Genomic DNA, 12,209 nt, shown 5'->3' with positions numbered 1-12,209 from the left:
CCGGATGGGAGCGGTCGACGAACGCTCCGCGGCTCACTCCGCCGGTTCGATCCCACCCACGTCTCCCTCGTCGGCCTCCCTCGCGCCCGTCAGCGACTCCAGCAGACGAACCGCCGGGGCCTTCGCGAGCGGCTCGTTGGCGTTGCCGCAGTGGGGCGACTGGACGCAGGACGGACAGCCGTCCGCGCAGTCGCAGCCGTCGATCAGCCGGGCGGTCCGCTCCATCAGCTCCTCGATCCGGGCGTGTCCGCGGCGGGTGAGCCCGACGCCGCCGGGGTAGCCGTCGTAGACGAACACCGCCGGGGCCTCGGTGTGGGGGTGGTACGGGGTCGATATCCCGCCGACGTCGCCGCGGTCACACAGCAGGTGGAACGGGAAAAGCGAGATGAGCCCGTGTTCGGCCGCGTGGATCCCGCCGTTGAACGCGTGCTCGCCGCCGGGGGGCGCGTCGTCGACGGTGGCGGCTGCGGCGTCGTCGCCGTCCGGCGTCGCGTCGCCCCCCTCGTCGTCGCCTCCGGCGGCCGCCCCGATCGTCCGCATCGCCGACTCAAGGTCCTCGGGCACCGGGAAGTACAGCGCCCGCGTCCGGAGCGTCGTCTCGGGCAGGTCGAGCGCGGACTCGCCGAGCGACTCGCCGGTCGCGGCGTCCTTCCGGACGAACCCGGTGACCCGCTCGGTGACGGTCACGTCGGCGAAGCGGACCGGCACGTCCGGGCGCGCGGACAGCGCCCGCTCCTCGAGGTCCTCCTCGACGGCGATCGACTTCTCGGTGAGCGGCTGCGTGTAGTAGTCCGCCCACGACGACCGGAGCTCCGCGACGTTCCGGTCGAGGTCGAGGTCGGCGACCTCGTAGGTACGTCCCTGCTGGTGGTAGATCGCCCCCGGATGGGCGTCCCGGAGCGCGTCGGCGAAGCCGAGCGTGGCGATCGACTCACCGTCGGCGGCGTCGATCAGTTCGACCTCGTGCTCCTCGGCGGTCCGGAGGCTCATCGCGTGCTGGGGGCTCTCCGAGCCCGCGTACGTCCAGCGCATCCCGTCCGCTGTCTCGCGGCGGGCCAGCGTTCCCTCCGCCGTGAGGTCGGCGACGACGCCCGGAAACGACCCGCCGAAGTGCGCCTCGTCGGCGGGCGAGAGCCAGGACTCGTCGGCGGCACACGCCACGTGTCGCGGCAGGAGACGGTCGTTCTCGGGGTCGCAGATCGCGTCCTCCGGCGGGGCCTCGAAGAAGTCCGCCGGGTGGGTCATCAGGTACTGGTCCAGCTGGTCCTCGCCGCCGACCATCACGACGAGGGCGGGGTCGGACCCTCGCCCGGCGCGTCCGGCCCGCTGGTGGGCGGCCATCCGCGTGCCGGGGTAGCCGTCGAGGACCACGGCGTCCAGTCCGCCCACGTCCACGCCGAGCTCGAGCGCGTTCGTCGACCAGACCCCCCGGAGGTCGCCCGCGTGGAGGTCGGCCTCGATCTCGCGGCGGCGGTCGTCCTTCAGCGCCGCCTGGTACGCGCCGACCTTCCCGGCGAGGTCGCGCTCGCCGCGCTCCCGGAGGTCGCTCGCGCTGTCGGTGGCGTACTGCTCCGCGGTCTGGCGTGCCCGCGTGAACGCCAGCGTCTGGCGGCCGCTCGCGACCAGGTCGACGAACAGCCGCTTGCTCTCGGTGTGACTCGACTTGCGGCGGCCGCTGCCGCGCTCCGCCCAGTCGTCGTCGTACTCCGGCGGGTTCCACAACACCCAGTCGCGCGGGCCACGCCCCGAGGCGTCCTCGTCGACGAGCGCGATCCCCGACGGGTCGCGGCCCGTGACCGTCGCCGCGTGCTCGACGGGGTTGCCGATCGTCGCCGAACAGCAGACGAACGTCGGGTCCGCCCCGAACCGCTCACAGGCCCGCGCGAGCCGGCGCATCGCGAGCGCGACTCCCGTTCCGAAGACGCCGCGGTAGGTGTGGACCTCGTCGATCACGACGTACTCGAGCGAGGAGAAGAACCACTCCCAGAGCCGCCCGGCGTACGGGAGCAGCGCGTAGTGGAGCATGTCCGGGTTCGACAGGAGGACGGTGGGTCGGCGGTCGCGAACCTCCCGCTTTTCGCCCTGCGAGAGCCGCCCGGTGTACGACGCGACCGACACCCGGCTGCCGAAGCCGAGCCCGCGAGCGAGGTCCGACAGCGACTCCTCCTGGTCGGCGATCAGCGCGTTCTGCGGGCCGACGTACAGGGTCCGCCCGCCGCGGTCCATCGCGGCCTCGAAGGCGGGAACGGTGTACGCGAGCGACTTCCCGCTCGCGGTCTCGGTCGCGAGGACGACGTCGTCGCCGTCGCGGACCGCCTCGATCGCCTCGGCCTGGTGGCGGTAGAGCCGGTCGACGCCCCGGTCGGCGAGCGCGTCCGCGAGCCGCGGCTCGAGGTCGACATCGCGGTACTCGGGCTCGCGGGCTGGCAGTCGGCGGTGCTCGGCGATCTGTCCCTCGTAGTAGGGCCGGCTCCGAAGCCACTCGATGGCGTCGCCCACGGTTACGATATCGTGGGGTCGCCGAGGCCTAACGGTTGCGGTGCCGGCGGGGCGACGCCGACCGCGGCCGGGGAGCCCGTCCGTCGTCAGTCGTCCGCCGGCGACCGCCCCGGGCCGGCGTCGCCCGGCGAGAGGACGACCGGCGGTTCGGCGGGTCCCTCACGGGCGAGCGGCGGCCAGCGGACCGCGGTCGCGACCGGGTCGTCGAGGTCGAGACGCATCCGGAGGTCGCCGCGGCGCTCCGCGATCTCGAACCCGACCGTCCGGTAGACGCTGCGGGCGACGCGGTTGCCGGTCTCGACGTGGAGTTCGATCCCCTCGCGGCCGGCCGCGGCGGCGTCGGCGATCACGTGCCGACACAGCTCCGTCCCCACCCCGCGGTCCTGCGCGTCGGGGTGAACGAAGACGGCGAGTTCGGGGACCGCGGCGTCGGTCGGCGTGTACATCGCGTGACCGAGCACCTCGCCGTCGCGCTCGGCGACGACGTTGCTCCCCTCCGCCAGCATCGACTCGACCCACTCGACGCGGCGTGCGCGGCTCACGGGCGGGAGCCCCTGCGCCCGGTCGGCGCGGTCGAACCGCTCGTACATCTCCACGAGGAACGGGGCGTCCTCGTCGATCGCGGGCCGGACCGTCCAGCGCTCGCCCTCCTTGTCGACGAACCGCGGACAGCGCGGGGGACAGTGGACCGTCCCCTCGCACTCGCTCCCGTCCCATCTGCCGCAGGCGACGCTCGCGGTATCCCGGGTCATGTCTCGACATCGGGGTCCGTCGCTGATATAGGGTGACAGCTGGTCCCACGGCGTGGGAACGGGTGACCCCGAGACCGACCCCGGCGCGGCTCACTCGCGGATCAACACGATCCCGTCGCGGAAGACCGCGTGGTTCGGGAGGACGTGCTCGCCGTCGTCGGTCTCGACGTGGGTCACGAACAGGTCGACCTCCTGGACGATCCCGCGTTGGCCGGCGACGCGCACCTCGTCGCCGATACCGTACGGCTGCCGGAGGAGCAGGAAGACCCCGGCCGCGCCCGCCGCGAGGAGGTCCTTCGTCGCCAGCGCGGTCAACAGGACGACGGCGAACGAGTACGCCGCGAGCAACACCACGAGCGCGAGCGTCTGGACGCCGACCTGCCCGAGCGCGATGAGCGCGGCGACGTAGACGACGCTGTACTTCACGAGCGTCGGGAGCACGCCCACCTCCGGGAGCTTGATCCCCCGGAGCCGCTCGGCGACGAGCAGCTCGGCCTTATCGCCGAGCACGACGCCGACGATCAACACGAGGACGGCGACGAACAGCCGAGGGACGAACGCGGCCACGTCCGACCAGAACAGGTCGACGTAGCGCACCTCCGCGACCGTGAACGCGACGAGGACGGTGACGGCGACGATGAAGTACGTCGACAGCTTCGCGACGATCCGGACGGTCGAGGTGTCGAACTCGCGGGCGGTGCGCTCGAAGGTCGTCCCCTCTATCGCCTCGGGGACGCCCGCCCGGATCAGCAGCCGCCGGTTGATCACGCCGACGAGGAACGCCAGCACGAGCCCGATCGCGAGCACGACCAGCGCGAGCCAGACGCGGTCGGGGACGACGGCGAGCAGTTCCCCCGCGGTCCGAGCGGGACTCGCGGAGAGCGTGGGTTCCGCCGCCGTCATCAGTACTCCTCCGGGTCGATCTCCAGAACCAGTTGCCCGCCCTTGAACGCTCGGACGAGGCCGTCGGACTCCGAGAGGACGATCGCGGTCGCGTTGGTGTCCTGGGTGATCGCGCCGCCGGCCATGTGGCGGGCCCCGAGCCCCTTCGGGATGTCGACGCCCTCGGCGGCGGGCTCGAGGTAGCGGTACGCGGAGACGATCTTCCCCGAGTCGGAGATCACGAACGCGCCGTCGAGCCGGGAGAACTCCTTGAGCATGACGTTCACGATGGGGTCGCCGACGTGGACGTGCGACTTCTCGAAGGGGTTGTACGACAGCGACCGGGACTTGTTCATCACCTTCCCGGCGTCGCCGACGACGAACAGCGCGCCGACGGGCTTCCCCTTCTGGCCCTTCTTGCCGAGCTCGATGGCGACCTCGAGGACGTCGCGGATGACGCCCGGATCGGCTCGCGACTCGACGAAGAGGTCGTAGATGCCGGTGTGGACGGTCTCGTCGACGGTGACGCGGATCACCGCGTCGGACTCGCCCTCGAAGACGGAGACGACGCAGACGACCTCGTCGCCCTCGGCCACGAGGTCGGCCTCCATCGCCCCCTCGATCCCGAACCGGATCCGGTCGTGCACGTCCCGGAAGGGGATCGGCAGCTCTACGAACGGGTCCGCGTCGACGTCGTTGTCGGGCGCGACGACGACGATCTCGGCCCGGTCGCCGCTCCGATCGCCCCCCTCGTCGGCGACGAACCGGTCGTGAAACGAGGCGGTCGGAGAAAAGAGGAGCACCGCGTCGGCGTCCTCGACGAGATCGGCCAGGTGATCGGTGAGTGACGCCATCGCCCTGTCACGACTCCGGGAGGACGTAAAACCGTTGTGACGGCGTCGTACGGGCGTCGGACGCTGGAAGCGGGGGCCGCGATACCGCGTCCGTCGTCGGCGGCCGTCGGCGGTGGCCGTCGTCAGTGGTCGTCGTTCGGAGTCGCTGCCGGTGGCCGGCGACGGTGGTCCGCGACGATACGGACACGTTTTATGCGTCACGTCCGTCGATCCGGACGACCATGGCCACCCGAGACGCCCTCTGGGGCTACCGCGACGCGTTCGGCGACGCCTTCGGGCGGACCTACTTCAGGCGGTTCGGACCGGGCGTGGCCTCCAGCGTCGGGCTGGGGACGTACCTCGGCGAGCCGACCGCCGCCGTCGACGACGCCCTCCGGGAGACGCTCCGGCTCGGGATCGAGTCGGGCGTGAACCACGTCGACACCGCCGTCAACTACCGCTGCGGGCGGTCAGAGCGGGTCGTCGGCGAGGCGGTTCGGGACGCCGCGATCGACCGCGAGGCGGTCGTGGTGGCGACGAAGGGCGGGTTCCTCCCGTTCGACGGCGAGCGCCCCGACGACCCCGCCGCGTACCTCAGGGATCGATACCTCGAGCCGGGTATCGTCGACCCGGCCGACCTCGTCGGCGCACACTCGCTCGCGCCGGGCTACCTGGAGTGGTCGCTCGACCGCTCGCTCGACCGGCTCGGCCTCGATCGGGTCGACTGCTACTACGTCCACAACCCGGAGACGCAGCTCGAATCGCGGTCGCGGGAGGCCGTGTACGACGCGCTGGAGGCCGCCTTCGAGACGCTCGAGCGCCGGCGGGCCGCGGGCGACGTCGGGGCGTACGGGGTCGCGACGTGGGACGCGTTCCGCGTCCCCGAGGGCGCGGATCGGTACCTCTCGTTGCGCGAGGTCCTCTCCCGCGCGGCGGCCGCCGGCGAGGCGGTCGGCCCCGACGACGACCACGGCCTCGCGGCGGTACAGCTCCCCTTCACCGTCCACATGGCCGACGCGTTCACGCGGGCGAACCAGCGCCCACCCGACGATCCGGACGGCGAGCCGATCTCGACGCTCGAGTTCGCCCACGAGGCCGGGCTCTCGGTGGTCACGAGCGCGAGCGTCGGGCAGGGCGAGTTGACCGCGGAGGGGTCGATCCCCGCGGGCGTCGACGCGCGGCTCTCGGGGGACACGCCGGCCCAGCGCGCGCTCAACTTCGCGCGCAGCGCGCCGGGCGTGACCTGCTCGCTCGTCGGGACGACGGATCCCGACCACCTGCGGGAGAACGTCGCCGCGGGAACGTTCGACCCGCTCGGCGCGTCGGCGTTCGACGCGGTCTTCGCGTAGGTGACGAGAAGGAGAGACGGAGAGGGCGAGGCAGTCGCGGCGTGCGGCGACTACCGGAGCTCCTTGAACTCGGCGCCGCACTCCGGACAGATGCGGACCGCGAACACCTCGTCGGGGTCGTTCTGCTTTTTGAGCACCTTCTCGCACGTCGCGCAGTTGAGCCGTTCGTAGGTGTCCTTGAACAGGTCACCGTCCCGTAGCGCCTTGCGCGTGGATTTCATGTGTCAACGTTCGTCGCCGGTGGGTATAAAAACCCCGCACGTCGGACGACGGGCGTCAGACGACCGAGGGGTTCCGCCGCGGCGGCGACGTGGCCGGATCGCGAACGCGGGCCGCGACCGGATCGGGCGCGAGCGGCCGGTTCCGCAACGTTTGTACCCGGTGGCCGGAAACGCCCATCGTGTCTCGGAACCGGCTGTTCGGCTCGCTGTGTGCGATGGTCTTCCTCGCGAACTTCGCGCGGGTGGTGTTCGCGCCGCTCGTCGGCGAGTTCATCGACGAGTTCACGATCCGCGAGGGGACGGCCGGCCTCGTCGTCACGCTGGCGTGGCTCGGCTCCGCCTCCCCCCGGATCCCGACCGGCTGGGCGCTCACCCGCACCTCGCGGGTCAGCGTCGTGGTCGTCTCGGGCGCGATGCTCACGGTCGGCGCGCTCGGCGTCGCGCTCGCGCCCGGCGTCCCCGCGCTGATGCTCGCCGCGTTCGTCGTCGGGAGCGCCTCCGGCGTCTACTTCGTCGCCGCCAACCCGTTCGTCGCGGAGCTGTTCCCCCAGCGCGTCGGCCGCGTCATGGGGATCCACGGGATGGCGAGCCAGCTGTCGGCGGTCATCGCCGCGCCGGTCGTCACGGTCACGCTGTGGTACGACTGGCGGTACGCGTTCTACGGGCTCGCGGTCGCGGCCGCGCTCACGACCGTCCTCGTCGTCGCCTTGGCCCGCCGGACCGACCTCCCGGAGGCGGGCCGCAGCGACACGGACTTCTTCGGCGGCGCGCGCTCGGAGTGGCGGATCATCGTGGCCGGCGTCGTGCTCGTCGGGGTGACGGCGTTCGTCTGGCAGGGGCTGTTCAACTTCTACGAGCTGTACATGATCGACAAGGGGCTCCCGCCGGCGACCGCCCGCAACCTCCTCACCGTGATCTTCGCGGCCGGCGTCCCCGCCTTCATCGTCTCCGGCGAGATCGCCGACCGGCTCCCGAACGTCCCGTACATCCTCGGGATCGTGGCGGCCTTCCTCGTCAGCGTCGTGCTCGCGGTCCTCGCGTCGGGGTTCGTCGCGGTCGTCCTCGCCAGCGTGCTCGTCGGCTTCTCCGTCCACATGCTGTTTCCCGCCGGCGACACGTACCTGCTCGGCTCGCTGCCCGACGAGTCGCGGGCGTCGGCGTACGCCGTCTACTCCGCCGGCATGATGACGACGCAGGCCGCCGGCTCGTGGGTCGTCGGCGAGGCCGTCGAGGCCGGCGCGAGCTACGACGCCGTCTTCCTCACCTCCGCCGCCGGACTCGCCGTCCTCGTGGCCGTCTACGCCGTCTTGAACGCGTTCGGGCGGATCCCCGGCGGGGCCGCACACGCCTGAGTCGGCCTCCCACCGGAGAACGCGACGCCTCGCCAAGTCGAACGCGTCGCGCTCGCGGATCCGGGGTATCGTGCGTATTTAGGGGCTCGTTCCCCTGTGATCGGGTAATGGAGTACGTACAAGAGCGCGTGACCACGCTCCACGCGCTGACGGACCACCGCCCGGACGCGCCGACCGGGCGCGCGGCCGTCGTGGTGCCGATGACGGAACGCGAGTACGGGACGCTCGCGGCCGAACGAGTGCTCGCCTCCCTCGAGCGCGTCGACCCCGCGCGGGTGATCGTCCCGCTGCGGGCCACGGCGGACCGGGCGGGGCCGTTCGCGGCCTGGCTCGACGGCTTCGACCTCGACGTGGAGGCGCTGTGGTGTGACGGGCCGCGGCTCGCCGACCTGCTCGCCGAACACGACCTCGACGGCGACCGCGGCAAGGGCCGGGACGTGTGGCTCGGGCTCGGCCGGGCGCTGCGCGAGGAGTTCGTCGTCGTCCACGACGCCGACACGACGACGTACTCGCCGTCGTTCGTGAACCGGCTCCTCTTCCCGATCGCCCACGGCCACGACTTCGCGAAGGGCTACTACGCCCGCGTCGAGGACGGCGCGCTGTACGGGCGGCTGTTCCGCCTCTTCTTCCGGCCGCTCGTCCGCGCGCTCGCCGAGGCGCACGACGCGGACGTCGTGGAGTACCTCGAGTCGTTCCGCTACGCGCTCGCCGGCGAGTTCGCGGCGACGGCCGACCTCGTCTCGGACCTCCGGATCCAGCGCGGCTGGGGGCTCGAGATCGGCACGCTCGGGGAGGCGTTCTCGCACGCCGGCTTCGCGGGGAGCGCGCAGGTCGACCTCGGGCGGTACGAACACGACCACCGCTCCGTCGAGGGCCCGACCGGCCTCGCCGACATGAGCCGGGCGGTCGGCGCGGCGACGCTCCGCGCCGTCGACGACGCGGGCGTCGACGTCGCGTACGACACGCTCCCGGGGCGATACCGCGAGGCCGCGGAGGAACTGGTCCGCCGGTACGCGACCGACGCCGCGTTCAACGGGCTCGCGTACGACCGCGACGACGAGCGCGCACAGGTGGCGACGTACGCCGACGCCGTCGCCGAACCAGGTCCGGACACCCGGCTCCCCGCGTGGTCGGACGCCCCGGTCTCGCCCGCGGCGGTCGCCGAGGCGGCCGCGGCCGACCTGGAGGCGGTCGCGGGATCGGCGTCGGCGTCGGCGTCGGAAGCGGAGTCGGCGTCGGGATCGGCCTCGCACGCGACTCCCGATCCGGACCCCGAGGCGTCCCTCCATCGCGACCGGTCCCCGACCGGGGGTGGCGACCGGTGAGCGGGGAGGCCGGCCCGAGCGTCGCCGCCCGCGACGACCTCGCCGGCGTGGTCGACCTCTTCGAGTGGCTCACCCGCGAGGAGCTCTCGCGGGCGGTCTCGGAGCTCGCGTTCAAGCGGCGGGCCGAGGCGGACGCGGCGGCGATCGACGCCGCCATCGACGTCGCGGTCGCGGAGTACGCGCTGGTCCCCGCGCCGCGGGAGGCGCTCTCGACCGAGGGGGACGGGATCGGGGAGGAGGCCGAGCCGCTCGCGGTCGGTCCGGCCGCGTTCCCATCGCTGCCGGCGAACGCCGAGGACCTCCCCCACATCCTCGACGTGCCGGAGCGGGCGGTCGACAGGGAGACCCTCTCCGCGGCGGTCATCGACCGCCTCTCGAGCGACGCGGTGGCCGCGATAACCGAGGAGAACGCGGAGCGGCTGGAGGTCCTCGCGGACGTGACCTACGACGTCGAGGCCTGGGCCCCGGTCGACGCGGGCCCGATCCGCGAGCGGATCGTGGCCGAACTCGACGGGGAATGAACGCGAGGGGACGCGTCGGACCGGTAAGCACTCCGCGAGCGAGCCGGGACACACGTGAGAATGCGCGTTTCTCGTATCGGTTTGATGGGTTATTCGGTAGAACTCGAGGGCTTGTAGGACGGGTCTTTCAGTAGAGATCGGGGTGATGAGAACGGGATCGTTGCTGGGACGATGAACATCTCCAAAGCCCCAGTCGCGACGGCTCGGGGGCCTTGCTGTGCTCCTCGTCACTCACTTCGTTCGCTCCTGCGGTGTCGCCGGCGGCTCCGCCGCCGGCTGCCCGTGGCGCGTAGCGCCACGCTGCTTACTGCGGCCGCCGTCGCCCTCGCGACTGCCCCTTTGAGTCCCACCCAACCGTACCGCCCCGCACCTCACGCCTCCCCAGCCTCGCCACTCGCGCTTTTCAAGCGCTCGTGGCGTCCCTCGCGGGCGGTTCGTGCCGCTCCGCGGCACTCACCGGCGCGCCACCGCTCCGGCGATCGCTCGTTGCTTCGGCTATACTACCGATCCACTCGAGAAACCCTGCTCGACGAGGCGGTGCTGCCCGCTCACGCACCGTCTCGAACCGTGATCACCGGGACGGGGGCGGTGCGGACCGTCCGCTCCGCGACGCTCCCGAGCAGGACCCGCTCGTCGCCGTGGTCCCCCGTCGCACCCATCACGACCGCGTGAGCGTCGAGTTCCGAGACGGCGTCGACGATCGTCTCGACGGGGTCCCCGCGCTCGACGTGCCGACCGAACTCCGCGACCCCGTGACGCTCGGCCGCGTCGGCCAGGTCGTCGAGGGCGTCGCTCGCGGCGGCCTTCCCGTCCACGGCGCTGACGGGGGCGTCCTCGTCGTCCCCGCCGTCGTCGAGGAGTCCCGAGAGCGGGTCGAACCCCTCGTCGTCGACGACCGCCAGCCCGTGGACGGTCGCGTCGAGCGCGGCCGCGAGCGCGAGGCCGTGTTCGGCCCCGACCGCTGCGCCGGCGCTCCCGTCCGTCGGGATCAAGATCCGCTCGTACGGGAACGCGCGCCGCTCGTCCGGGCGCATCCGGGTCGTGAGCACCGGGACCGTCGAGTGCCGGACCACCTTCTCCGCCACGCTCCCGAGGAGGTGTCGCGAGAGCCCCTCGCGACCGCGCGTCGGCATCACGATCAGGTCGTGTCCCTCCCGTTCGGCGTGGTCGACGATGGTCGGCGCGGGATTGCCCTGGCGGACCGCGGCGTCGTGGTCGACGCCCGCGGCCTCGAGCGCCTCGGTCGCCTCCGAGACGACGCGCTTTCCCTCTCGCTCGAGCACATCGACGGTCCGGCCCTCGATCACCGTGACGCTGTCGCGAGTGGTGTCGGCGACGAACAGGACGTGAACCGTCGCGTCGGTCACGCTCGCGATGTCGGCGGCGTGTCCGAGGACGTTGGCGGCTCCGTCGCTCCCGTCGAACGGCAGCAGGAGGTCGTCGTACATGTGTCTCCTCGAGGTAGGACCCCCCGCGGCTAATGCGTTCGCATCGGCCCGATCCGACCCGGATCATACTGAATCTTTTTTTGACCGCGGCGTGAGGTACCACGCGTGTCGACCCTCGCCGTCGAACTGAACGGGGACGAAGTCCACTCGATCAGCGCCCCCGACCGGTTCGCCACGACCGCCCCGTTCTCGATCGAGCTCGCGAACCGCGGCCGATCGACGCACGTCCACCTCCACCTCGACGACGATCTCGATCGGGTGGCCTCGATCGCCGACGTGAACCACTACGTCGAGGACGACGCCGTCAACCGCGTCCACGTCTCGATCGCCGAGGTCGACGAACCCGTCCGCGGGAAGCTGAAGGTCGTGACGGGGTACGGCTCGAACACCGCGTACGTCGACGTGCGGATCGAGCCGCCGCCGGAGGTGGCCCCCGACGAGGTGGTCGTCGACGAGCGGCTCTCGAAGCCGCCGGAGCACAGCCCGCCACCGCCGTGGCCGACCCGGCTCGTCGCCGGCCTCGAGCGGGCCGTGGAGCGGGGCGGCGTGCCTGCGCTCCTCGTCTCGTTTCTCGCGGTCGCGCTCGGGGTCGCCGCCGCGTTCGCGATCGACAGCGTGCTCGTCTTCCTCGCCGTCGGCGCCGTCCTCGCGGTGACGCTCGCGGCCACGCTGTACCTGCTTCGGTGAGGACTCGTTCCGCTGCTCCGCCGCTCCGCCGCGGTGGCCGTCCACCGGCCCGCCAGTCCGCCGAACTGCCGAACCGCCGGTCCGCCGAACTGCCGCTCGAGCCGGATCCGCGCGCTTTTAAGCGTCCCGGCGGAACCGGGAGACATGAGCTTCGAGAAGGAAGACGAGGTCGTCCTCCACGACAAACACAGCGAGTACGACGGCGAGACCGGGCGGATCACGCAGGTGATGGAGACGATGTTCGGCGACGCGACCTACACCGTGAGCTTCGAGGACGGCCAAGAGACGGGCGTCCCCGAGGACTCGCTCGACGCCGTCGAAAGCGAGGAGTAACTCCTTT

Annotated in this window: 12 protein-coding genes; 6 read left to right on the top strand and 6 right to left on the bottom strand. The window is 72.1% G+C overall.

Annotated elements, in window-relative coordinates:
• Nucleotides 1–33: 33 nt before the first annotated feature.
• The 4 genes from AXA68_RS10425 to dacZ all read right to left on the bottom strand — a co-directional run bounded on the left by AXA68_RS10425 (nucleotide 34) and on the right by dacZ (nucleotide 4,987).
• The gene (locus tag AXA68_RS10425; RefSeq protein ID WP_066416280.1) at nucleotides 34–2,499 is read right to left on the bottom strand and encodes a DEAD/DEAH box helicase; all 2,466 of its coding nucleotides are present in this window, start codon (nucleotides 2,497–2,499) and stop codon (nucleotides 34–36) included.
• 86 nt (nucleotides 2,500–2,585) lie between these two features.
• On the bottom strand, nucleotides 2,586–3,251 hold the full coding sequence (locus tag AXA68_RS10420; protein WP_066416277.1) for a GNAT family N-acetyltransferase: 666 nt from the start codon (nucleotides 3,249–3,251) through the stop codon (nucleotides 2,586–2,588).
• 90 nt (nucleotides 3,252–3,341) lie between these two features.
• On the bottom strand, nucleotides 3,342–4,154 hold the full coding sequence (locus tag AXA68_RS10415) for a mechanosensitive ion channel domain-containing protein (protein WP_066416275.1): 813 nt from the start codon (nucleotides 4,152–4,154) through the stop codon (nucleotides 3,342–3,344).
• Entirely contained in the window at nucleotides 4,154–4,987 is an 834-nt protein-coding gene (dacZ, locus tag AXA68_RS10410) for a diadenylate cyclase DacZ (protein WP_066416273.1), read from the bottom strand. Before dacZ ends, AXA68_RS10415 begins: the two co-directional genes overlap by 1 nt.
• A 221-nt stretch (nucleotides 4,988–5,208) precedes the next feature.
• On the opposite strand from dacZ, the gene AXA68_RS10405 reads away from it, so the two are divergent.
• On the top strand, nucleotides 5,209–6,315 hold the full coding sequence (locus AXA68_RS10405; protein WP_066416271.1) for an aldo/keto reductase: 1,107 nt from the start codon (nucleotides 5,209–5,211) through the stop codon (nucleotides 6,313–6,315).
• 50 nt (nucleotides 6,316–6,365) lie between these two features.
• On the opposite strand, the gene AXA68_RS17125 is transcribed toward AXA68_RS10405, so the two are convergent.
• Nucleotides 6,366–6,536 carry an HVO_0758 family zinc finger protein gene (locus tag AXA68_RS17125; RefSeq protein WP_198530048.1) on the bottom strand — a complete coding sequence of 57 codons (171 nt, stop codon included), beginning with the start codon at nucleotides 6,534–6,536 and terminating at the stop codon, nucleotides 6,366–6,368.
• Between the two features lie 179 nt (nucleotides 6,537–6,715).
• On the opposite strand from AXA68_RS17125, the gene AXA68_RS10400 reads away from it, so the two are divergent.
• From AXA68_RS10400 to AXA68_RS10390, 3 genes are all read left to right on the top strand, one after another.
• On the top strand, nucleotides 6,716–7,888 hold the full coding sequence (locus AXA68_RS10400; RefSeq protein WP_066416270.1) for an MFS transporter: 1,173 nt from the start codon (nucleotides 6,716–6,718) through the stop codon (nucleotides 7,886–7,888).
• 107 nt (nucleotides 7,889–7,995) lie between these two features.
• Nucleotides 7,996–9,213: a glycosyl transferase family 2 gene (locus AXA68_RS10395; RefSeq protein WP_232745101.1), complete on the top strand. Its 1,218-nt coding sequence runs from the start codon at nucleotides 7,996–7,998 to the stop codon at nucleotides 9,211–9,213.
• Nucleotides 9,210–9,734, top strand: coding sequence for a DUF7109 family protein (locus AXA68_RS10390; RefSeq protein ID WP_066416269.1), 525 nt, complete (start codon nucleotides 9,210–9,212; stop codon nucleotides 9,732–9,734). The genes AXA68_RS10395 and AXA68_RS10390 overlap by 4 nt, the downstream gene beginning before the upstream one ends.
• Before the next feature lie 548 nt (nucleotides 9,735–10,282).
• Here the strand turns inward: AXA68_RS10390 and AXA68_RS10385 are convergent.
• Nucleotides 10,283–11,182: a universal stress protein gene (locus tag AXA68_RS10385; protein ID WP_066416266.1), complete on the bottom strand. Its 900-nt coding sequence runs from the start codon at nucleotides 11,180–11,182 to the stop codon at nucleotides 10,283–10,285.
• Between the two features lie 105 nt (nucleotides 11,183–11,287).
• On the opposite strand from AXA68_RS10385, the gene AXA68_RS10380 reads away from it, so the two are divergent.
• Nucleotides 11,288–11,869 carry a DUF7524 family protein gene (locus AXA68_RS10380; protein WP_066416263.1) on the top strand — a complete coding sequence of 194 codons (582 nt, stop codon included), beginning with the start codon at nucleotides 11,288–11,290 and terminating at the stop codon, nucleotides 11,867–11,869.
• A 144-nt stretch (nucleotides 11,870–12,013) separates the two neighbouring features.
• Nucleotides 12,014–12,202 (top strand): hypothetical protein, encoded by a 189-nt coding sequence (locus AXA68_RS10375; protein WP_066416261.1) that lies wholly within the window; start codon nucleotides 12,014–12,016, stop codon nucleotides 12,200–12,202.
• Nucleotides 12,203–12,209 lie beyond the last annotated feature (7 nt).

This window comes from Halorubrum aethiopicum (assembly GCF_001542905.1).
GTDB lineage: Archaea > Halobacteriota > Halobacteria > Halobacteriales > Haloferacaceae > Halorubrum > Halorubrum aethiopicum.
Note: the sequence above shows the minus strand (reverse complement) of the source record. Positions and strands in the feature narration are given on the sequence as shown.